The organism is Candidatus Nitrotoga sp. M5, from assembly GCF_927904885.1.
Taxonomy (GTDB): Bacteria; Pseudomonadota; Gammaproteobacteria; order Burkholderiales; family Gallionellaceae; genus Nitrotoga.
Genome location: NZ_CAKMNW010000001.1, coordinates 67,325 through 90,900, shown reverse-complemented (window position 1 = coordinate 90,900; position 23,576 = coordinate 67,325). Strand labels below are relative to the sequence as shown.

Genomic DNA, 23,576 nt, shown 5'->3' with positions numbered 1-23,576 from the left:
TTACTTATTATGCCTTATGCAAAGTGAGGCCAGCATTCTAAACAAATAAAAAATAATTGCCAAAAATGCGCTAACTTGCTCATAGTTAAATTTGACTATATTGTTGTTGTTGAGGCTCACACCAAGAAACGTGACTCTGGTTGATTACGCAAGAGGTGTACGATAAAAAGTTCACTTAAAAAGGGGAGTGAGCACGGTCGGTGTGGCCAGCGGCAGCGTATCGGGGTAATCCTTGCTGTAGTGTAAGCCACGGCTTTCATGCCGAGATAATGCACTTTGCACGATGAGATCGGCCGTTAATACCAGATTGCGTAATTCCAGCAAATCAGCTGTGACATGGAAATTGGCGTAGTACTCGTTGATTTCCTCATGTAATAGTTTGATGCGGTGTTGCGCGCGTTGCAGCCTTTTGGTGGTCCGCACTATTCCGACATAGTCCCACATGAATTGGCGCAATTCCGCCCAATTGTGCGAGATTATAATTTCTTCGTCGGCATCGGTCACTTGGCTCTCATCCCATTGCGGCAATGGAATGAACTGACTTGGTGGCGTGGAAAGTATGTCGCGAGCGGCAGCATCGGCAAACACCATACACTCCAGTAAAGAATTGCTGGCCAGGCGGTTAGCTCCATGCAGGCCAGTGTGAGCGGTTTCTCCTACGGCATAAAGATTGGCTAGATCGGTGCGCCCATGCAGGTCAGTAACAAGGCCCCCGCAGGTGTAGTGTGCTGCCGGGACTACTGGTATGGGTTGGCGCGCGATATCAATACCCAGCGACAGACACCGCGCGTAGATGGTAGGGAAATGCGTTTGCAGAAATTCTACCGATTTATGTGAGATATCGAGATACACGCAGTCTAAACCACGCTTTTTCATTTCGAAATCAATGGCGCGAGCGACGATGTCTCGCGGCGCAAGTTCGGCGCGCTCATCATGAGTAGGCATGAATCGTGTGCCATCGGGCAGTTTCAGGATGCCACCCTCGCCACGGACTGCCTCGGAAATGAGGAAAGACTTTGCGTGTGGGTGATATAGGCAGGTCGGATGAAATTGAATGAATTCCATGTTGGCCACCCGGCAACCGGCACGCCAACCCATAGCAACGCCGTCGCCAGTTACGGTATCTGGATTGGTGGTGTAAAGATATACCTTACTAGCACCTCCGGTGGCTAAAATTGTGTCATGAGCAGCAATGGTGCTGACTTCATCGCTCAGACTGTTGAGTGCGTAAGCACCATAACAATGATTGTTCGTGTGGCCGAGTTTGTTGCCAGTAATCAGGTCGATGGCAATGTAATGCTCCAGCAGCGTGATGTTGGGATGTGCCAGAACTTTGGAAGCAAGTGTTTCCTGTACGGCATGGCCGGTGGCATCGGCGGCGTGAATGATACGTCGATGGCTGTGGCCGCCTTCACGTGTCAGGTGATAGCCGATATCGGTATTGGCATCACGTGTGAACGGCACGCCTTGCGCAATTAGCCAGTCAATTGCCGACTTGGCGTGTTCAATAACATAGTGCGTGGTGGCAGGGTCACAGAGACCAGCACCGGCGGTCAATGTATCCTGTATATGCTCGGCCAGAGAATCTTCTTGCGACAACACGGCAGCGATTCCGCCTTGCGCCCAAACGCTTGCGCCTTCCAATAGCGATTTCTTGGTGATGACGGCGACTTTTCGCTGATCAGCAAGTTTCAATGCCAATGAAAGTCCTGACAGTCCGCTGCCTATAATTAAAACATCAAATTGCAGCATGCTAATGTTGTGCTTCGCTTATCTTCGAGCCAAGTTTACGATGGGTACGAATGATATTCTGGAAAATATCATTCGCCTTCACAATCCAGATGAAGGGTTTCGGGTTGTGATTGTGCATAGCGACGTACTCCTTAAATGACGTGAACAGTTCTGAACGCTATGGAAGATACCACGCTCCAGTCAGTTCGTTAAATTACAACAATAGAAACACGCGGCTGTCTTGCGGAAATAATGAACTCAATTTTTGGTCTATTTAACGTCATTTTCCTCTTCTGTAATCACACTCAAAAATTCATTTCCATAGCGGTCTAATTTGGCTAAGCCGACCCCGCTAATTTTTCCTAAATCGGAGAGATTACTAGGACGATATTTGAGAATTTCCAGCAATGTGCTGTCGTGAAAAATCACATAGGGCGGTACGCCTTGTACACGGGCGAGCTCCATACGTTTGGCTTTAAGCGCCAGCCACAGCGGATCTTCATTTGCTCCAGCAAAAGCTTCGCGCATTCTTGCGCCGCGCTCAATTTTGCTGATTTTATTTTTAGCCGGTTCTGCATCGCGACGCAGCCACACTTCGGACTCACCGCGTAACACTGGGCGTGCTTCTTCGGTCAGATGCAATCCGCCGTAAGCTTCCATGTCCACATTGAGCAAACCAGCAGCAACTAACTGGCGATAGACACTACTCCATTGAATCTGCGAGAGCGACTGGCCGATCCCAAAGGTACTAAGTTGCTGGTGGCGAAATTTTTCGACCTGTGCTGTTACCTTGCCTAGTAGCACGTCAATCAAATAACCAACGCCGAAACGCTGCCCAGTGCGGTAAACACACGACAATGCCATACGCGCCGCTTGAGTCGCGTCCCAAGTATCCATAGGCTCCAGGCAATTGTCGCACTGAGCACAGTTGCCTGGATGCTCTTCCCCAAAATAACGCACGATAAGTTGGTGGCGGCAAGCAGTAGATTCGCAAAATCCCAGTAGTGCATCGAGTTTATGTAGCTCTAACCGTTTGCGATCCTCGGGCGCCTCGCCGGACGCCAGCATCTGACGCATTGAGACAACATCGCCCAAACCGTAAGTCATCCATGCATCTGCGGGCAAACCGTCGCGTCCGGCACGACCAGTTTCCTGATAATAGCCTTCCATGCTTTTGGGCAAATCAAGGTGAGCGACAAAGCGCACGTTGGGCTTGTCGATGCCCATGCCGAAAGCGACAGTGGCGACTATTATGACGCCTTCCTTGCGCAGGAAGCTGCGTTGATTCTCGCTACGCACGACCGCACTAAGTCCGGCATGGTAGGGTAATGCATTCCAACCGCGCTCATTAAGCCAAGCTGCTGTTTCATCTACTTTTTTACGAGACAGGCAATATACGATGCCAGCATCATTGGCATGCTCTGTTTCCAGAAAGGTCAGCAATTGCTGCCGGGCATTGGCTTTCAGCGTTATCCGGTAACGGATGTTGGGACGGTCGAAACTTGAAACAAATTGCCGCGCATTCTCAAGTGCCAACCGTTCGACGATCTCACTTCGGGTTGGTGCATCCGCTGTGGCCGTTAGTGCAATGCGTGGCACATCCGGAAAGCGTTCATGCAATACCGTCAGGCCTCGGTACTCTGGACGGAAATCATGGCCCCATTGTGATACGCAATGGGCTTCGTCAATGGCAAACAGTGCCATGCCATGCTCGGCTTGCACCTGTTCCAGCATGGACAAGAAACCAGACATCAGCAACCGCTCTGGAGCCACATACAAGAGATCTAAATCACCCCGCAACAAGCGGCTAGACACGGTGCGCGATGTGTTTGCATCCAGACTGGAGTTAAGAAAAGCTGCGCGCACACCAAGCTGGCTAAGTGCGTCCACCTGGTCTTGCATCAACGCAATCAATGGTGACACCACTATGCCCACCCCACGCCGCAACAATGCCGGAAGCTGATAGCACAACGACTTGCCGCCCCCAGTTGGCATTAATACCAGCGCGTCACCGCCAGCAACAACATATTCAATTATAGATAGCTGTTCACCACGAAAGGACGAATAGCCGAAAACATCATGGAGAACTTGTTGGGCGGTAGGGGCTAACATGAAAATAAAGGTATCACACTCGAAGCTATTCTGCCCATGCGCATATTCTTACGTTCAGCCAAGCCGAACTTGCTGCCCAATCTTCGAAGCAGGTCATAGAAATGTTGACTACCCACACTTTCTATTCAGAGAATCGCGAAAATTTTGAATGTTATCCTCGTTTTTGAGTGGCAAGGATGTGTATTGCTGTTAATAAAACATGCCATCTGTATATCAATTAAAATTATGATTAATGGGTTAAGTTACTTGATTTATAATAAATTTACAGACGTATTATATTTCATTCGTCAATATAATATTCTGGCTTAATTAAAACATGTGGAAATGCTGCAATGTATTGAGGAAAACGGAATATGTTTATGCGAACTCGGCCTCTACCAAGATTCATTGCGTGATAGTAGACATTATTATGTTCCATTTTTTAAGTCGTACAGGCCGCCAGGATAAGTGACGCCTCCTTTTAATTTTATGCCTGCCAATTTCCAACTTAAAAAGTGCACAAATAAAAACGGCTCCCGAAAGAGCCGTTTAAATCCATCGCTAAAAAAATTGAGTACTATTCTTTAGTAATGTTATCAACCGTTAGATCCTTTTTTTTGGTAATTTTGTCAGCCCAGAGATCCGTTAGTTTTTTTGCTGCATCTCTGCCACCTAAACCAAAAGCCAGTGCTGTTGCAATAGCAACCCCACCAAGTGTAAATCCAAAAGCCATCGTAATAATGTCGTCTGCCAGTCCCATCGCTTGGAGTCCCATTGCCAACACCAAACCCAAAATCGCAAAACGAGCAATATTAGCTAAAACAATATTACTATTTTTGGATAATGTTTGATATGCCAGTGAACTAAGAAAATTACCAACAATCAAAATTATCGCGCCAACTAATAAGCCGCCACCAAACGTTAGTATTTTGGCAAATATAGCTGCAAGCACCTCGATACCTAAAGTATTCAATGCTGCAGTAGAAGCCGCAAGCATAGAGAAAAACATAATTGCCCCACCAATTAATTTGATAGGTGTGAATTTCTCAGTAAATAAATTGGTGAGACCTAGTTTGACGGGTAAATCATTAAGATGCATACCATCCAACAAACTCGTTAACAGATAGACAACAAATTTAGTTACAACGTATGTCACCAATAAAATGATGCCGGCACCAATGATGTTAGGTATAGCAGCCATTAGCTTATTTAACATATCTGACGCAGGTACAGAAATCGCAGGAATGTTTAATATACCTAATGCAGCTACAATAATTGGCACTAAAACAACAACAAATATAAAAGCACTGCCAAATTTAGAAACTACAACCTTGTCACTTCCTGTTTTTTCCGCAATTTGTTGATCAACCTTTTTCAATGGAACAGCAACTAGTTCTGCGACAATTTTTGCAATAATCCAACCTGCATAAGCTACAACACCCGCGCCAATAATACGTGGCACTGCAGACAGGAATTGGTCAATCATGTTCTTCAATGGTGACAGCACATCTGTTAAGCCAAAATGTTGCAATACTGCCATTAATACAAAAATAGTTAGAATACCTCTAATTAATGAGCAGCTAATATCCAATAAATTATATTTCGATAAAAATTTAATCTTACCCAACAGTTTGCAGGCAACATTACTCAGAAATTTCACAACCATTAGGCCGATAACCAGTATTACTAAGCCAATTATGGCATTCCCCAAAGCAGTAGTAGTAGCTGGCCCTAATACACCTTGTACGGATTCAGTTAAATTATTCATCATCAGACTCCCTTGTCAGATTTGTTGGAACACCAGTGTAACTTAAAAAACGATCTATAATTTATATTTAGATGGATTTTTTATTGCTTTTCCGTGTTTTGTATGGTAAATGGATCGGTTTTAGCTCCCTAATTTATCTTCGATATTTATCTCCATGGGCTGAGTAAATCCACGCGACCGAGTAAAGGATAATGGGTCACATTACTTGATTCAGTATAAATTGACAGACATCGTCTACCCCATTCGTTTACGTAATACCTTTGTAAGATGTTCTGATCAAGCGACTTAACCTGTTGCAGCTTGCACAGCCTAACGAAGGCTACAGGCGGTCCGTCACTATCGCTTGCCAAACCCGTCTTCTCAGACGAAAGGTGACGATGGCTTTAAGGGTGTCAGAACGGCGTGTCGATTACGCGTTCTTGTGTATTGGTCAGTGAGCCAAATAAGTGTAGTATATTCAGGGGAGCAACAATCAACTATATTGCTTCCTCATAGAGGTCGTTTGTGAGTTTTTCAGCGGATTTATGCGATAGCAATTTATTTAATCTTTACAGGAAAATTATCATGGCAAATTTGTCTCAGTTTCTTAAGCGATCAATTGTTGGTGCTGTTATTACAACTGCTGCATTGGCATCCACTGGATGCTCGACGATGTGTCACAGTGGTCGCGGCTGCGGGACATCGAAAAGTCAGTCAAAATGTGGCGCCAAATGTGGTTCCAATTCTGGCACTAAGAGCAGTGGTGGCGACGTAAATTATTATCGTACGCATAGCCCAAAATAAATCAGTATTACTGATACCCAAGAGGGGGGTTACCCCCTTCGGAATAACTCGTATTTATTGGACAGACTTTCTTTAGAGCAGGCTTGGTGGGTTTAATGTGAGTTACCGATCAATGTTGCGTGCGATGGGAGATGCAGAATTTGCGCATGTGTATAAGTGTGCGCAGTGTAGTGTGTATGCTTGGGGCGATGCCACTCATAAACATGGTTCGCTACTGCAAAATTGGATTTGTGGCAAGGAAGTCCGAGAAGATGAGCGCTATCCCGATCCGGATGTATTGGATCGTCGTCATGGCTATCAGTTTTTTTATCACTCCCATCGGCATGCAACGGTTGAGCATGGCCATTTGCATCTTTTCTATCACGCTACTATTTCAGGGAATAGGCGTTATGTTAGAGAAGGTAAGCCATGGAAACGAACAGCCCCATCCCATCTTTTTGCTATTAGTCTGGATAGTCGTGGCCTGCCTGTAGGTTTATTTACGGTAAATCATTGGGTAACCAATGGCCATTGGCTTAGTACCTCCACCATTTTGGCGACAATTAAACGTTTCCGTTTTCAAATTGAAGGCGAACACTCTGTGTCGGCCGAGTGGCTCACTGGTTTCATTGGCATGTACGTTCCTATCATAGAAAATCTCCTACATCGAAGGGACACTACACTGTCCAATCTCGCCAAGGCTATTGGAATAAGTCAATCACTAGAGGATCATCAACACGAAGTATTGAGTGTAGTGAAAATTGACTGGATGCACGATATCCAAGTGCTGGAAAAAGAGTGGGAGCGACGCAAAATGACTTGTTTTGGTTGATTTATTTCCGTGACGAAGGGGTGATAAGTCAGAGCACTCTGCTTGTAAAAACACAGGTAGGCCTGAGTTGTTGGTAACAAGGAATTAGCAAATCGTCCCTTCGAGGAGCAGACTTTTGGGAGCTGGATACTTAAAGGCAGTAGGAATTAATTTGGCCTATTATGAACTTCTGTTTGTGGCTACTTGGATCTCGCGAATGATGATTTTATGGCGGTGCAGATGTTGGACTGTTTGCAATTATTCAGAAGCCATTCGGTGAAAATTTTTTCCAGCAACGATCATGGATACGAAGGAGAAAAGAAAGTAGTAAGTAATATTGCAACGGTATACAAGACGCCTTGTAAAAAATTCAAATCAATACCCAACGTCAGTAACTGTTTCAAAGCTGACGCGATATTCTAATAGCGGGATTCACAAGCAATAAAGATGAGCGACAATGAGGCCGTCAGGGCACTAATCAATCCAAGAGTAATGTTGTATAAAGCTAATTCAATTTGAATCAAAAAAAGCAGGTTTGTGTAATTAAATCAGCAAGGAAATATGAAAATTACCTACAAATAAGATCGAATCAGAACAAAGTTTAGTTGCTCAGATTCAAAATCCTTCGTTCAGACTCATTCACGGATTGGAAAATACTGGAGAGTATTATGTCACAAGGTTTATGCACGTCATGCGGCTATACAGGTGAGACGAAAACAGTATCCAAAGGCAGTATTGATACCGAGATCATCCTTTGGTTTTGCTTTTTGATTCCGGGTGTCATTTATTCAATTTGGCGTTATCGTTCTCAGCATGAAGTATGCTCAGTCTGCGATCAGGCAACGATCATTTCAGCTCACTCTCCCGAAGCTCAGAAAATCATTCACGAGCGCGAGAATCGTGAAAAAGAGGTTGTCGCACCGGTCCCAGATTTCAGGCCGCCATCAAAAGTAGCTATTGGAACAGGCAGAGTGGTTGGGCGTTTAGTCGGCCGCTTTTTCAAATAAACTGAAAAAAATATTAAGAATCTATGAAGCAAGAATTGCCATAATTACCATTAGATGGTCTCTGGTAGACCGCTGAATTGTAGACCGCTGAATTCAGGGGTAGCTACTAAATTTGTATGGCTGGCTTTTTGTAACAGGCTGGAAGAATTCGATTATCAAAGCAGTTCATTGAGAAGACCATACACCACGGTTGTTGCCATTTCAGGCAGTCTTTACGCTGAATTTTTTGAGCGTGGCGGCATATAAAGATGTGTATCTTCGAAATAATCTGACTTGAGGGTGTGTTTGCGGTCAGAGATTTTTGTTATTTACACAGAGAGAGTTCAATGTCCGTTTCTACTATTTGTTGAGTGGAGAAAAATATGGAACAGCAACAGTATGTCGTGTGGCTTGAAACATTGCGTATGAGTGATGTGGCCAAGGTGGGCGGCAAGAATGCGTCGCTTGGAGAAATGATCAGCCAGCTTGCCCATCTTGGTGTGCGTGTGCCGCGTGGCTTTGCTACTACGGCTGCAGCATATCGTGAATTCCTTGCGCAGAGCGATTTAGATAAACGCATTCGCGCAGTACTCGACGATCTCGCTGTGACTGATGTGACCGCACTAGCTGAGGCCGGTAGTCAGATTCGCCAGTGGATAATGGACACTCCAATGCTGCCGCGTCTGGAAAGTGAAGTTCGTAACGCATATGAAAAGATGCAGGCCGAGGCGGGTGTTGATATTTCCTGGGCCATTAGATCCTCTGCCACGGCGGAAGATTTGCCGGATGCTTCGTTTGCCGGGCAGCAAGAAACTTTCCTCAATATTAATGGTGTGGATCATGTCTTGTCAGCCATTAAGCAGGTGTTTGCCTCGCTGTATAACGATCGTGCTATTGCCTATCGCGTCCATCAGGGATTTAAAGATCAGGATGTGGCGTTGTCGGCAGGCGTGCAGCGCATGGTGCGTAGCGATTTAGGTGCAAGTGGCGTTATGTTTACGCTGGATACTGAGTCTGGTTTTGAGCAGGCGGTACTCATTACTTCCGCATATGGCCTGGGCGAGACGGTAGTCCAAGGCACAGTCAACCCGGACGAATTTTATGTGTACAAGCCTGCTTTAAAGCAAGGTAGATCTGCAGTAATCAGCCGTAATCTTGGTGGCAAGGCGATTAAAATGATATTCGGCGCCGGACATGAAACAGGACGTTCTGTTCTCACAGTAGAGGTGCCGCTGGCAGAGAGTCAGCGCTTCTCGGTTACCGATGCAGAGGTGGAAGAGCTGGCGCGTTACGGGTCGATCATTGAGCAACATTATGGTCGCGCGATGGATATCGAGTGGGGCAAGGATGGGTTGGATGGCAAACTTTATATATTACAGGCACGGCCAGAGACAGTGCAGTCGCACGAAGCCCAAGGAAAGCTGAGGCGTTATCAATTAAAGCAACAGTCCCAAATATTGGCCAGTGGACGTGCTGTCGGAAAACGTATAGGCAGCGGTTCAGTATGCTTAGTGGCGGATGCCAGCAAAATGGATCAGGTGCAGCTGGGCGATGTGCTGGTGACGGATATGACCGATCCTGATTGGGAACCGGTAATGAAGCGCGCGTCTGCGATTGTTACCAATCGAGGCGGGCGCACTTGTCATGCGGCCATTGTGGCGCGCGAACTAGGTGTTCCGGCGGTAGTGGGATGCGGCGATGCAACGCAAATTCTTAAACATGGTGATGAGGTGACAGTTTCTTGTGCCGAGGGAGATATTGGAAAAGTGTATCAGGGCATTCTCGATATCGAGGTGTCAGATTTGGCATTGGATGAAATGCCGACCCCGCCAATTAAAATTAGTCTGAATGTAGCGAACCCGGAGCTGGCGTTTGAGTCCAGCCGTCTGCCCAATGCTGGCGTGGGGCTGGCGCGGTTGGAATTTATCATCGCACGGATGATAGGCATACATCCCAAGGTGGTGCTCGATTATCCCAATTTATCAGCGGACTTAAAAGCGCAGGTGGAGGCAAAGACCGCAGGTTATGCCACGCCGGAAGATTTTTATGTTGAGAAGTTGACCGAAGGCATAGCCATGCTGGGTGCGGCCTTTGCACCTAAACCGGTGATTGTTCGCTTTTCAGATTTCAAATCCAACGAATATTCCAGCTTGCTCGGCGGTTCTCAATACGAGCCAAGTGAAGAAAATCCGATGATCGGTTTACGTGGCGCTTCACGTTACATATTAGACAGCTTTCGCGATTGTTTTGCGCTGGAGTGCCGTGCCATACACCGGGTACGCGATGAAATCGGGCTGACCAATATAGAAGTGATGATTCCGTTCGTACGCACACTGGATGAAGCTAGGCTAGTGATAAAAGAGCTGGCTGAAAATGGTTTGCGTCGAGGCGAGAACGGCCTGCGCGTGATAATGATGTGCGAGATTCCTTCAAACGCGTTGCTGGCCGAACAGTTCCTGGAGTACTTCGATGGTTTTTCCATTGGTTCAAACGATCTTACCCAGCTTACTCTTGGCATAGACCGTGACTCTGGACTAGTAGCAGGGGCATTTGATGAGCGCAATCCGGCAGTTAAAGTGTTGCTCAGCATGGCGATTCAGGCTTGCCGCAAGGCCAATAAATACATCGGTATTTGTGGGCAGGGTCCGTCCGACCATCCGGATTTTGCGCAGTGGCTCGTAGAGCAGGGTGTTGAGGCCGTTTCGTTGAATCCGGATACCATTGTAGAAACATGGCTATATCTGGCAGAGCAGGCCGCCAAAAAATAATAAACCATCTTATTTCATGATTGCGGTAGTCCTGCGTTAAATTGACTTGCATAAAAATACGCTGGTGTACCTGAGCGCTATTTTGTTTTGGTAAGCAAGCGCGTTTAACAACGAACAAGGTTATATCTCAAGCACTCCGCCTTTACAGGTCTTTGCTTGCTCCAATCGCGTCAGGGTTGGCAGCAGGTTGAGGCCAATTTCTTTTTTTAATATTAGCGCCTGATCCTTCAAGTCATCCATCGAAACGCAGATTGGCTCGCCCGCTGCGGCAAAGGCAATGGCGTTGCCACTGTCGCAGGAAGGAAAAGCCAAGACGCGGCCATCGAAAGCACTGCGAATGCGTTCGACACTGTCCTTGAAGCCACGGCTGTGACTTAAAAGATTGACGGCCATGATGCCATTTTTACTCAGATGGGCGCGTGCAATTTGATAGAACGGCAAGGTCTCGAGCGCACCAGCGCGGGCATTGGCATCAAATCCATCTACCAGTATCAGGTCATAGGTCTGGTCGCAGTTGGCAATAAATTCGACGCCATCAGCAATCACTATTTTCAATCGCTTAGGGTCTTCCGGCAGCTTGAAAAATTGTCGGGCGGCAGCGATTACTGCGGGTTCGATTTCTACTACAGTGAGTTTGGCCAGTGGTTGGTTGCGATAAAGAAATTTGACTAGTGAGGCAGCACCGAGTCCAATCAATAATACCTTGCGGGGAAATTGGGTTTCCTCTCGTAAAAGTAAAGACGCCATCATCTCTTTGGTGTAATCGAGCTCCAGGTTCCATGGACGCGCGATGCGCATTGCACCTTGAATCCACTCAGAACCAAAGTGCAGAGTGCGAACGCCAGACTCCTCGCGAATGTCAATTGAGAGACTCATAATTTTTACCGAAATTTGTGTGTGTTTTTTTGCTGTTGTGCTTGAAAGCAGGTATTTGTAATGAAGGGCGCCTCTAAAAATTCAATGTTCTAGGCAAGACAAGACGCGAGTAAAAAATTGAACGCAGCATATATTTGATATGTAGGTGATAATTTTTTCGGGTAACGCGGCATTGTGATGGAAATTGGGTTTTGAGAGGTGCCATGAAGTTATTTGCTTTGTATAATCCATTGGTTTAACAGCCAGCGCGCCCATTCTGTCACTTCAGTGGCTGTCATGCCGATTGTGACTTTCTGTTTTGCCATTGCATCACCTGCTGCGCCATGCAGATGCACTGCCAGCAATAAGGCTTGATCCACATCTAACCCTTGGGCGATAAAGGCGGTAATAATGCCAGTTAACACATCGCCCATGCCGGGGCTACTCATGCCGGGATTGCCGGTGTTGTTTACATACATTTTGCCTTTGCGCGTGACGCACAGGCTATTAACACCCTTCAGTACCACGGCACTGCCAAAGCGTTTGGCCAGTTCCTGTGCGGCTTCGGAGCGAGCGGACTGCACTTTTTCAATGGTGCAGTCGAGCAGGCGTGCAGCTTCGCCAGGATGCGGAGTAAGCACGTTGGCACTCTGGCGAGAAACCAATACAGTGCGCATATCTGGGTGGAGGGCAAGAATGTTAAGTGCGTCAGCATCAAGTACCAGTACGGTTTCCAGCTGGAGCGCATCGTGCAAAATTTTCTGAGCAGTTTCGTCGTGCCCCATGCCGCAGCCGATGGCTAGCACATCCAGCTTGGGTAGGCGCAATGCGGTTTGTGCGCTATGCAGCATTAACTCGGGTTGCAATACATCTGCACTCAGTGCGTTGTCCGCCAGTATCCCTACGTGTAGGCAGCCAGCCCCCAGTTTGAGCGCCGCACGCGCAGCTAGCAGCGGTGCGCCTACCATGCCACTGGCCCCTCCTATGACGGCTGCTGTGCCAAAGTTTCCCTTGTGGCTGTCACGCGGGCGAGGGGCGAGAAATGCGGCGACTTGTTTTTGTGTAATGGTGGGAATGCGCGGTGCAGCGGCTGGCATGAATGTATTTTCCTTCGGGTGGAAATGAGGTCGCATAGTATAATGGCAAGCTGTTTTAACAGCCCCTGAAAATCTGTTTATGTTCCGTGTGTCCCTCGGCAAGTCCTCACTATCTCCTTTCCGTCTAGATAAGTTGCGCGCAGTCATCAGCAACGCCTTATCGAATATACATATAGTAGATGTATGCCATAGGTATTTTGTGGCGCTCAATGCAGATTTATCAAGCGCTGAAGCCAACTTGCTGGATAAGTTGCTCGACGTGGAGGATGCGATACAGGGGGAGGGCGGGCTTAGTGGTGAGGGTGGATTGCAATATCTGCTAGTTGTGCCGCGCTTAGGTACTATCTCGCCTTGGTCTTCAAAGGCCACGGATATTGTGCAGCATTGCGGTCTGCAAATGGTTGAGCGCATTGAGCGCGGCGTTGTGTACTCCGTCAAAATTAAGGATGACAAAGCGCTGACGCCAGTAGAACTGAAAGCGTTGTTGCCACTACTGCATGACCGCATGACAGAATCCGTGTTTGATCCTGTGGTTAGTCTCAAAACAGGCTTCAATGATGTGGCAGAAAAGATTTTCCGTCAGGATGAGCCACTGCCGCTTTCTATTGTGGACATACTGCACGGCGGCAATGCAGCGCTAGCTGCGGCAAATATCGAGATGGGACTGGCATTGTCCAGCGATGAGATTGATTATTTGGTGGAAAGTTTCCATCGAATAGGTCGTAATCCTACCGATGTAGAGTTAATGATGTTTGCTCAGGCGAATTCCGAACATTGCCGTCACAAAATTTTCAATGCGGATTGGGTGATAGACGATGAGCAGCAGGCAATCTCGCTGTTCGGCATGATCCGTAATACCCATAAGCTTCATCCTCAAGGTACAGTGGTTGCGTATTCTGATAATTCCTCGGTGATAGAAGGTGCGCGCATTGAGCGCTTTTACCCGCGCGCCGATGGCGGCTATGCGTACAACGATGAGCTGACGCACACGCTGATGAAAGTGGAAACGCATAACCATCCCACGGCTATCTCGCCCTTTGCTGGTGCAGCTACCGGGGCGGGTGGTGAGATACGCGATGAAGGTGCAACCGGTTCCGGTTCCAAACCTAAGGCAGGGCTAACGGGGTTCTCTGTGTCCAATTTGAATATTCCTGGCTTTGAACAGCCGTGGGAAATTTACGATAGCGCTCTTGCTAACTCCCTTCCAAGTGGAGATGGATCCGTTCCGATTTATGGCAAGCCGTCACGCATTGCTTCCGCCTTGCAGATCATGCTGGAAGGACCTATTGGTGGTGCAGCGTTCAATAATGAGTTTGGCCGCCCCAATCTGGCCGGTTATTTTCGCACCTTTGAAGAGACCGTGAATGATGAGGTACGTGGTTACCACAAGCCCATTATGCTGGCGGGTGGGGTGGGTAGTATCGCTGCGCAACACACACACAAACATGCCTTACCTGTGGGCGCGCTTCTGATCCAACTGGGTGGGGCAGGGATGTTGATCGGTCTGGGCGGCGGTGCGGCATCCAGCATGGATACGGGTACCAATGCGGAGAATTTGGATTTTGCTTCGGTGCAGCGCGGTAATCCAGAGATGCAACGTCGTGCGCAGGAGGTGATTGACCGTTGCTGGCAGATGAGCGAGAACAATATCATCTTGTCCATACATGATGTTGGTGCGGGTGGCATCTCCAATGCATTACCGGAACTAGTGCATGGTGGTGGACGCGGAGCTCGTTTTGAATTGCGTGCTGTCCCTTCTGAAGAGCGTGGGATGTCACCGATGCAGATTTGGAGCAACGAAGCGCAGGAACGCTATGTGCTGGCGATAGATCCAGTCCGTTTGGACGAGTTTAAAGCCTTGTGTGAGCGTGAACGCTGTCCCTTCGCAGTATTGGGGCATGCAATTGCCGATGACCAATTGATCGTGCATGACGAATTATTTAAAAATAATGCGGTGGATATGCCTTTGTCGGTACTGCTGGGCAAGCCACCTAAAATGACGCGTAATGTAAAGCGAGAGGTTGTGAATTGTCCTGCATTTGATGTAGGCAATGTAAACCTTAAAGATGCAATTGAGCGCACGTTGCGCTTACCCTCCGTAGCAGACAAAACTTTCCTAATCAGCATTGGTGACCGCACTGTGGGTGGTTTGACGGCACGCGACCAGATGGTGGGGCCGTGGCAAGTTCCGGTCGCGGATGTGGCAGTTACACTGATGGGCTTCAATACTGTACTGGGTGAGGCTTTTGCCTTGGGTGAGCGTACACCGCTGGCGGTGTTAAATGCACCGGCCTCCGGGCGTATGGCTGTGGGTGAGGCAATTACCAACATTGTTGCGGCACGCATCGAAAATATCGGCGACATTAAGCTATCGGCCAACTGGATGGCAGCTGCTGGTCATCACGGCGAAGATGCAGCGCTGTTTGACACCGTACGTGCGGTGGGCATGGAACTGTGCCCGCAACTTGGCATTAGCATTCCAGTAGGTAAGGATTCCATGTCCATGCGTACAGCATGGCAGGAAGGTGCCGAGAAGAAGGCGGTAACAGCCCCATTGTCGCTGATCGTGACAACATTCGCGCCGTGTATGGATGCGCGTTTGACGATGACGCCGCAATTGGCAGCCAATTCTGACACTGTATTGCTACTGATTGATCTGGGCGAGGGCAGAAACCGTATGGGCGGCTCGGCGCTGGCACAAGTCTATAAACAGGTGGGTAATGTTGTGCCTGACTTGGATGATGCGAGCAAACTAAAAATATTTTTTGACGTTATTCAGCGCCTGAATGGAGAAGGCAAGTTGTTGGCTTACCACGACCGTTCGGACGGAGGATTGTTTGCCACGCTTTGCGAAATGGCGTTTGCAACCCATGTTGGACTGACCGTAAATCTTGATGAATTGCAGGGAGACGTCCTAAGTACATTGTTCAACGAAGAGCTGGGTGCGGTGGTGCAGGTAAATTGCCGCGATTTGCAGCATGTGCTGGGTAAGTTCCATAGCGCTGGCCTTGCAGCGGTACACACAGTTGCTACGCTCAACAAGAGTGGCACTATAGATATAGTGCAGCAAGATAAAATATTGTTCAGCGATACTAGTGTAAATTTGAGGCGTATTTGGTCGGAAACGACGTACCAGATGCAGAAACTACGAGATAACCCGGCTTGCGCTCAGCAGGAATATGACCGCATCCTGGATGCGGAGGATCCCGGCCTGCAAGTAAAACTCACTTATGATCTTAACGAAAATATTACCGCACCCGCACTATTAAAATTACGTCCTGCGATCGCAATTTTGCGTGAACAGGGTGTAAATGGCCATGTTGAAATGGCAGCAGCATTTGACCGCGCTGGTTTTGCTGCGGTAGACGTGCATATGAGCGACATCCTCGCTGGCCGCGTGAAATTGGCGGATTTCAAAGGGGTGGCGGCATGTGGCGGGTTTTCTTATGGCGATGTACTAGGGGCGGGTGCTGGCTGGGCAAAGTCAATCTTGTTTAACCCGCGTGCACGCGATGAGTTTGAAGCCTTTTTCAAACGCGATGATACTTTTGCTCTGGGTGTGTGTAATGGCTGCCAGATGATGAGCAATTTGCACGAAATAATTCCTGGGGCAGAACATTGGGCACATTTTGCGCGTAATTTGTCAGAGCAGTTTGAGGCACGTTTCGTGATGGTGGAAGTGCAAAACTCACCCTCTATTTTATTTGATGGCATGGCAGGTAGCCGTATGCCCATCGTGGTGGCTCACGGCGAAGGATATGCTCACTTCGGTAACGACATACGCTTGAAGGCGGCGCAGCCGTTGGTCACGCTTCGTTATGTGGACAACTACGGCCAGCCGACAGATATCTATCCGCTTAACCCAAATGGTTCGCCACAGGGTGTTACTGGGCTGACGTCGGCTGATGGACGATTCAGCATTATGATGCCGCACCCGGAACGGTTGTTCAGGGTGTTACAGCACTCTTGGCATCCAGCAGAATGGAAGGAAAATGGAGCATGGTTAAAAATGTTCCAAAATGCGCGCAAGTGGGTAAATTAATATTTTATAAAAGCACATGTAAAATAAAAGGCGACCAATGGTCGCCTTTTATTATTGTTTAAGTATGATTATTCAATCTTTGCTTTAGCGCGCATGTCACTGACAGCATCGAGTATGGATTGTTGTTGCAGACGTCGCATGATGTTTCCTTTTACATCCCGATAATCAGGGAACTTGAAATCACGTACGCCATCCTGTTTGATAAGATGCCAGCCAGCCTCTGATTGCACCGGTGCACTCACCCCATTTTTTTTAAGATTTACCAGCGCGTCAGCAAATGCTGGTGTGAAATTGCCTGGCAGAGCCCAGCCCAGAGCGCCACCATTGGCATTAGAACCCTGATCCAAGGAGTGTTTTTTTGCCAGATCTTCAAATTTTGCTTTCTTTTTTAGTTGGGCGGCTATTGATTTCGCTTCACTTTCAGTTTTTACCAAAATGTGACTTGTGTTGTATTCCTTGCCTCCTGTCGTTTTTTTAATATTTTCAAATTCTTGTTTAATTGCATCTTCGCTGATTGGATGATTTTTAAGGTAGTTCTGTAAAAATGAATTCACGAGAACAGTCTGTTTGGCTAGCTCAAATTGCTCAATGGTTTCGGGTTGCTTATCTAAACCCTGTTTTACCGCTTCTTGTGCCATTATTTCACGGTTGATCATTTCCTCCTTAATGGCGAGACGCAATTCCGGAGAGTCCTCTGTGCCTTTTGAAGCGGCAGCCTTGATATGCATATCCACGGCTGCTTGAGAGATGGCGGTGCCATTCACTACGGCAACGGGTTTATGTTGCGCATATGCCTGGTTCACTGCAAGCGCAGAAAACAGAGTGATAGTGGCAATTTTTGATAATTTCAGCATTAGTTCTGTCCTCGTTGAAAGTTAAATTGAAAATTATATTTCTTCAGGTGTATAGGCAGCGATGGCTAGGGCATGAATATCGTGCTTCATCATGTCTCCCAGCGCAGAATATACCATACGGTGCCGTGCCAAAGTAGGCTTGCTAGCAAACTGTGTAGACACAATCAGAAGGCGATAATGCTCACCCCCGCCACGTGCCCCAACATGTCCTGCATGCTTATGACTATCATTGATAATCTCTATTTTTGCGGGTTGAAGCGCCGCAAGGAGGGTATTCATCTGCTCTATGCGGGTATTAGAGCGATCAGTTGCGGGATGGTTCAAATTGGAAAGACTTTCTTAAACGGTTTTACCTGAATTTCAACATATACCCCAGCGATCATATAGGGGTCAGCTTGAGCCCATGTTTCCGCATCTTTTAACGTAGCAAATTCTGCCACAATTAAGCTGCCTGTAAAGCCTGCAGCACCTGGGTCAACAGCATCTACAGATGGGAAAGGGCCGGCCAGAATTAAACGCCCTTCGTTCTGCAAGGCTTGCAGCCTTGCTAAGTGCGCGGGTCGTGTTGCCAGACGTTTTGAGAGACTGTCAGGTACATCTTGACCAATTATAGTGTATAGCATTTAACTTTTTTCTTCCTCTTCATTCATGTATTTCGACAGCAGCATTGCTTGTATCAGCACGAATACTAGCATCATTCCGGTGGCACCGAACAGTTTGAAATTAACCCATGCATCTGTTGAAAAATTGAATGCAATATATAAATTTACAACGCCAAGTATGATAAAGAATAGACTCCAGCCCAAGTTGACCTGGTTCCATACCTTAGTTGGCAGCGTGAGTTTTTCCTGCAGTAAAGTACGCATCAGATTCTTTTTTAAAAATAGATTGGAACCCAACAGTATGGTGGCGAATATCCAATACAAAATGGTGGGTTTAAATTTAATGAATGTCTCATCGTGAAGAATTAGTGTCGCGCCACCAAATACGGCGATGATGGCAAAGCTCACCCATAGCATGGTGTCTACCTTCCCATGCCGCCATTTAACCCACCCAATTTGAGCAATAATGGCGACAATCGCAGTCCCTGTGGCAACATAAATGTTGAACATCTTGTAAGCGACAAAGAACAGGAGAACGGGGAATAGGTCAAACAGTAGTTTCATGGCGACAGATTATGCTGGGTGATTTATTGTCGGTCTAATGTCAGTGCGGCTGAGTTGATACAGTAGTGCAGTCCTGTCGGTTTCGGGCAATCTTCGAATACATGACCAAGATGGGCGTCACAGCGGCTACACAGAACTTCTGCGCGTTCCATGCCATGATTGTCATCACTTTTTATAGCGATGCTGTCAGGCTGATGCGGTTGCCAGAAACTGGGCCAGCCGCTGCCGGACTCGTATTTCACATCTGAATCGAACAGTGCATTACCACAGCATACACAGCGGTACAACCCACTGTCATGGCAATCCCAATACATACCAGTAAATGCGGGTTCAGTGCCGCGCTGGCGGCATACTTCGTATTGATCAGGGGTAAGTTCTTCGCGCCAGATGGCATCTGGTTTTTGGATTTTTTCGCTCATTAAGTTATCTTGAGAATAGTTAATTTGACAAGCTCCCCCCAAGCTCTTTATGCGAGTACAAGGGGGTTGGAAGGTTTAGGTTAAGACAACGGGATGACGCTTGCTCACAGCACTTCTCCGGCATGGTCGGCCAGACGTGAACGTTCACCTCTTTGTAATGTGACGTGTCCACTGTGCTGCCAGCCCTTGAAACGATCCACTACATAGGTAAGCCCGGAGCTGCCTTCGGTCAGGTAAGGAGTATCAATTTGCGCAATGTTGCCCATACATACGACCTTAGTGCCCGGACCGGCGCGTGTGATCAGTGTTTTCATCTGCTTGGGTGTGAGATTTTGGGCTTCATCAATGATCAGATACTTATTCAAAAAAGTTCGCCCACGCATGAAGTTAAGTGATTTTATTTTAATTCGAGAACGAATTAGATCGCGTGTGGCGGCTCGCCCCCAATCTCCGCTTTCGTCGTTGGGTTTGTTGAGCACATCCAAATTGTCATCCAGCGCGCCCATCCAGGGCGACATTTTCTCTTCCTCGGTACCTGGAAGAAAGCCAATGTCTTCGCCAACCGATACAGTGACGCGGGTCATTATAATTTCTGAATACAACTTTTTTTCCAACATTTGCTCTAAACCAGCTGCGAGAGTTAACAGGGTCTTGCCGGTACCAGCCTGACCGAGCAAAGTGACAAAGTCAATTTCCGGGTTCATCAACAGGTTGAGCACAAAGCTTTGCTCGCGATTACGTGCAGTAATTCCCCAAATGGAGTTTTTGGTATGAGTATAGTCAGTCAAAGTGCGCAGCATGGCAGTGCTGTCATTCTGTTCTGTGACTACTGCATAGAAAGGATTGCTGTCAGTTTCTTGATAGACAAACTGATTTAACAGCAAGTCACGGCATAGCGGCCCCTGAATATTGTAAAAAGCATGTTCACCTTGCGGCCTGGATTTCATGTCCTTGCCATGTGTGTCCCAGAAATCCTGCGGTAATGCCAATACACCGGTGTAAAGCAGATCAGTATCTTCCAGCACCTTGTCATTAAAATAATCCTGCGCATCTAGTCCAAGCGCACGCGCTTTAATACGCATGTTGATATCCTTACTGACTAATATCACGGAACGCTTGGGCTGTTGATTGTGGAGGAACATTACTACCCCGAGGATAGCGTTGTCGGCTTTGCCGATCGCCATATCCGCAGGTAATTCGTTGTCGATGAATTGAGTTTGTAAATACAGTCGGCCGGTAGCGGCCTTGTTGCTTGGTGTTTGTAAAGGTACGCCGGCATCAATATTCTGTGTGCTCTCGCTTACTAATGAGTCGAGGAAGCGGCTGGCCTGCCGAGCATTACGTGCGACTTCAGTCATGCCTTTTTTATTATTGTCCAGCTCTTCCAGCACGAATATCGGTAAGTAAATGTCATGTTCCTCAAAACGAAACAGGCTGGTTGGATCGTGCATTAGCACATTGGTATCCAATACAAATAACTTGGTACTAAGGTTTGCAGCCGATGTTTTTTTTAGGGGCATAATGTTCCTTATGTAGATAGAGATTGCACGTATTGCAATACTTCCTGAGCATGGCCGTCGACTTTAACACTGCGCCATTCCCTACGCAGTATGTTGTCTTTGTCGAGCACGAAAGTGCTGCGCTCGATGCCTCGTACTTGTTTGCCATAAAGATTTTTCAATTTGATTACGCCGAATTGTTCACATACAGTTTCTTCTGAATCGGCAAGTAGAGCGAATGGCAGATTGAATTTAGCTTTGAATTTTTCATGCGACTCTATGTTGTCGCGTGAAATGCCAACCACCTCACAATCAGCCTTTTTAAAATCTTCATACAGATCGCGGAATTGTTGGCTTTCAGTAGTGCAGCCCGGAGTATTGTCCTTGGGGTAGAAATAAATCACTAGCGATTTGCCGCGTGTGGCAGAAAGTTTAAAAGTTACACCGCCAGTGGCTGCAAGTTCGAAATCGGCAATAGTTTCATCAAGCATCTAGGTAATCTCCTGTGAATAGAGGTCATTGTTGACAAAATTTCCGTACAAGGCAAGCGTAACATGGGCTAATACGTAGAAATTATGACTTGTATTAAGTAAAAAAATCTACTGCCTCATTTAAATCCCGCGTGCGCTTGAATGGCGGTAAGCTCTGCCATATGCGCTTGCCGTAAGATTTTGCTATCAAGCGCGTGTCACAGATCATCAGCACGCCGCGATCGGTCTCGTCTCGTATCAAGCGTCCCGCACCTTGCTTAAGGTTAATTACCGTGCGGGGCAATTGATACTCCATGAAGGCGTTGCGTCCCTGGCTGGTTATCTGCGCAAGACGCGCTGCCAGCACTGGGTCATCCGGTGGAGCGAACGGCAGCTTGTCAATGACCACTAGCGAAAGTGCTTCGCCGCGCACATCCACCCCTTCCCAGAACGACTGACTGCCCAACAGTATGGCGTTGCCGTGTTCACGAAAGCGGCTCAACAATTCATTACGCGAGCCTTCGCCTTGCAACATCAACGGATAGTTAAGATTTTTGCGTTCGAACTCAGCCGTTAAAAGCTCATGTGCGCGTTGCATGGCGCGCAGACTGGTGAACAGCAAAAATGCACGTCCCTTGCTGGCCTCGATTAAAGGAAGCGCCGCCATCACCACTGCTTCGGTATAGCCAGGGCTATTCGGATCGATCATATTCTGGGGCACATATAACAACGCTTGCTCAGGGTAGTTGAAAGGACTGTCCCAGCAGGCGGTTTGAGCTTCAAGTAACCCCATTTCTGATTGATAGTGAGAAAAATTCTGTTTCACCGAAATCGTGGCTGACGTGAATATCCATGCACGTGGGTGGCCATTAATTTGCTTGGAAAATGTTTCCGCTATCGACAACGGCGTGGTGTTAAGTTGCACGGATTGGTGAAATACTTCCAGCCAGCGCACCCTGTCCACTTGTTCTTTATCTTGCCATTGTGCAATTTTCTGCGCCATTACCAGTCCCCGTTGCCAGCAACTTTCCAGTCCCTCGCTACGCTCTGCTTGCTTCTCTAACAGGTTGATAACTTGCTTGAGCTTATCGTTCAGCATGACCATTGCATCCACCCAGCCGGGTAAATCTTCAATGGCGATGGCAGTCATGCGCCCCTCTTTCTGTTTGAACGCCAAGCGCAAATCACGCGCGGCTTTGTCCAATGAGTCTGTGGCGGTGGGAAGCGCGGCAAAGTCGTTAGCAGAAATCGCCGCTTCCAACCGCGCATCTCGTGCCAGCTCTATGATTTGTGAAGTCGAAATGCTTTCGCCAAAAAACAGGCTGGCGGTCTCTGGCAATTGGTGTGCTTCGTCGAAAATAACTGTATTGCAGGCTGGTAGCAGTTCTGCCAGACCTTCGTCGCGCAACATCAAATCAGCGAAAAACAAATGATGGTTCACCACCACTACATCGGCCTTCATCGCCTCCTTGCGCGCTTTAAGTACGAAGCAGTCTTTATGATGTGGGCACTCTTGTCCCAGGCAGTTATCTCGCGTTGACGTCACCTGCATCCAAATAAGTGCATTCTCTGGCACATCGCTCACACCACTCTTGTCGCCGGATTGGGTGATTTTTGCGTATTTTGCAATTTTGGCTAGATGGCGTGCATCCTCGCGTGTGGTAAAGCGGCCATCAGATTGTGTGCGTTCGAGGTGATAGTGGCACAGATAATTGGAACGACCCTTAAGCAACGCTATCGAAACCGGTACTTTTAGCGCATCACGCACCGTGGGTAAATCGCGTTGGAACAATTGATCTTGCAAGTTTTTCGTGCCGGTTGAGATAATTACCTTGCCGCCTGCGAGCAGAGCAGGGACGAGATAGGCAAAAGTTTTGCCTGTTCCTGTGCCTGCCTCAGCTATCAGCTGTCCATTCGCGGTAATCGCTTGTGCGATAGCTTGCGACATCTCAACCTGTTGTGGACGCGCGCGAAAATTGGGAATGTGCTCGGCCAGCGCACCATCTGGCGAAAATAGTAAAGCGAGTTTTTTATCTATCATTGTTAAAGCAGTAGTCCAACGAGTCGAGCAGCGAATTGATTTGCATGGTATCACTGCATGAAAGCAATGGGTGAGGGATAACTGGGGCAAGCCAAACACTGTTCATTAAGCCGTTCGTTGTAAGGTTGTCGAACCACTAGCTACACACAAAGAGCCCTTCGACTAACGCAGAATGAATTGAGAAGGAATGGAACTTCTTCTGCCTTTGTTACTCAT

General features: G+C 47.6%; 17 protein-coding genes. 4 read left to right on the top strand and 13 right to left on the bottom strand.

What is annotated here, in order from left to right; genetic code table 11:
• Nucleotides 1-171: 171 nt before the first annotated feature.
• From nadB to MJ770_RS00395, 3 genes are all read right to left on the bottom strand, one after another.
• Nucleotides 172-1,752, bottom strand: coding sequence for an L-aspartate oxidase (gene nadB, locus MJ770_RS00405; protein WP_239249289.1), 1,581 nt, complete (start codon nucleotides 1,750-1,752; stop codon nucleotides 172-174).
• Nucleotides 1,753-2,001: 249 nt separating this feature from the next.
• Entirely contained in the window at nucleotides 2,002-3,843 is a 1,842-nt protein-coding gene (gene recQ, locus MJ770_RS00400; RefSeq protein ID WP_239249287.1) for a DNA helicase RecQ, read from the bottom strand.
• 556 nt (nucleotides 3,844-4,399) lie between these two features.
• Nucleotides 4,400-5,593: a mechanosensitive ion channel gene (locus MJ770_RS00395; protein WP_239249285.1), complete on the bottom strand. Its 1,194-nt coding sequence runs from the start codon at nucleotides 5,591-5,593 to the stop codon at nucleotides 4,400-4,402.
• Nucleotides 5,594-6,470: 877 nt separating this feature from the next.
• Here MJ770_RS00395 and MJ770_RS00390 point away from each other — a divergent pair.
• The 3 genes from MJ770_RS00390 to ppsA all read left to right on the top strand — a co-directional run bounded on the left by MJ770_RS00390 (nucleotide 6,471) and on the right by ppsA (nucleotide 10,917).
• Nucleotides 6,471-7,184: a DUF6969 family protein gene (locus MJ770_RS00390; protein WP_239249283.1), complete on the top strand. Its 714-nt coding sequence runs from the start codon at nucleotides 6,471-6,473 to the stop codon at nucleotides 7,182-7,184.
• Nucleotides 7,185-7,831: 647 nt separating this feature from the next.
• Entirely contained in the window at nucleotides 7,832-8,170 is a 339-nt protein-coding gene (locus MJ770_RS00385; RefSeq protein ID WP_239249281.1) for a hypothetical protein, read from the top strand.
• 362 nt (nucleotides 8,171-8,532) lie between these two features.
• On the top strand, nucleotides 8,533-10,917 hold the full coding sequence (gene ppsA / locus MJ770_RS00380) for a phosphoenolpyruvate synthase (protein WP_239249279.1): 2,385 nt from the start codon (nucleotides 8,533-8,535) through the stop codon (nucleotides 10,915-10,917).
• A gap of 120 nt (nucleotides 10,918-11,037) precedes the next feature.
• On the opposite strand, the gene MJ770_RS00375 is transcribed toward ppsA, so the two are convergent.
• Nucleotides 11,038-11,793: a fused MFS/spermidine synthase gene (locus MJ770_RS00375; protein WP_239249277.1), complete on the bottom strand. Its 756-nt coding sequence runs from the start codon at nucleotides 11,791-11,793 to the stop codon at nucleotides 11,038-11,040.
• A 209-nt stretch (nucleotides 11,794-12,002) separates the two neighbouring features.
• Entirely contained in the window at nucleotides 12,003-12,869 is an 867-nt protein-coding gene (locus tag MJ770_RS00370) for an NAD(P)H-hydrate dehydratase (protein WP_239249275.1), read from the bottom strand.
• Between the two features lie 79 nt (nucleotides 12,870-12,948).
• On the opposite strand from MJ770_RS00370, the gene purL reads away from it, so the two are divergent.
• A complete protein-coding gene (gene purL / locus MJ770_RS00365) occupies nucleotides 12,949-16,911 on the top strand; it encodes a phosphoribosylformylglycinamidine synthase (protein ID WP_239249273.1) in 3,963 nt (1,320 codons plus the stop codon).
• Between the two features lie 68 nt (nucleotides 16,912-16,979).
• Here the strand turns inward: purL and MJ770_RS00360 are convergent, their stop codons facing one another.
• From MJ770_RS00360 to MJ770_RS00325, 8 genes are all read right to left on the bottom strand, one after another.
• The gene (locus MJ770_RS00360; RefSeq protein ID WP_239249271.1) at nucleotides 16,980-17,765 is read right to left on the bottom strand and encodes a peptidylprolyl isomerase; all 786 of its coding nucleotides are present in this window, start codon (nucleotides 17,763-17,765) and stop codon (nucleotides 16,980-16,982) included.
• Nucleotides 17,766-17,798: 33 nt separating this feature from the next.
• Nucleotides 17,799-18,044 (bottom strand): BolA family protein, encoded by a 246-nt coding sequence (locus tag MJ770_RS00355; protein WP_239249269.1) that lies wholly within the window; start codon nucleotides 18,042-18,044, stop codon nucleotides 17,799-17,801.
• A gap of 41 nt (nucleotides 18,045-18,085) precedes the next feature.
• Nucleotides 18,086-18,388: a YciI family protein gene (locus MJ770_RS00350; RefSeq protein ID WP_239249267.1), complete on the bottom strand. Its 303-nt coding sequence runs from the start codon at nucleotides 18,386-18,388 to the stop codon at nucleotides 18,086-18,088.
• Nucleotides 18,389-18,931, bottom strand: coding sequence for a septation protein A (locus MJ770_RS00345; RefSeq protein ID WP_239249265.1), 543 nt, complete (start codon nucleotides 18,929-18,931; stop codon nucleotides 18,389-18,391).
• Nucleotides 18,932-18,954: 23 nt separating this feature from the next.
• Nucleotides 18,955-19,350 carry a peptide-methionine (R)-S-oxide reductase MsrB gene (gene msrB, locus MJ770_RS00340; RefSeq protein ID WP_239249263.1) on the bottom strand — a complete coding sequence of 132 codons (396 nt, stop codon included), beginning with the start codon at nucleotides 19,348-19,350 and terminating at the stop codon, nucleotides 18,955-18,957.
• Between the two features lie 104 nt (nucleotides 19,351-19,454).
• Nucleotides 19,455-20,870 (bottom strand): PhoH family protein, encoded by a 1,416-nt coding sequence (locus MJ770_RS00335; RefSeq protein ID WP_239249261.1) that lies wholly within the window; start codon nucleotides 20,868-20,870, stop codon nucleotides 19,455-19,457.
• A gap of 8 nt (nucleotides 20,871-20,878) precedes the next feature.
• On the bottom strand, nucleotides 20,879-21,340 hold the full coding sequence (locus MJ770_RS00330; RefSeq protein ID WP_239249259.1) for a peroxiredoxin: 462 nt from the start codon (nucleotides 21,338-21,340) through the stop codon (nucleotides 20,879-20,881).
• 94 nt (nucleotides 21,341-21,434) lie between these two features.
• Complete coding sequence (locus MJ770_RS00325) at nucleotides 21,435-23,360, bottom strand: ATP-dependent DNA helicase (RefSeq protein ID WP_239249257.1); 1,926 nt, start codon at nucleotides 23,358-23,360, stop codon at nucleotides 21,435-21,437.
• Between the last annotated feature and the right edge of the window lie 216 nt (nucleotides 23,361-23,576).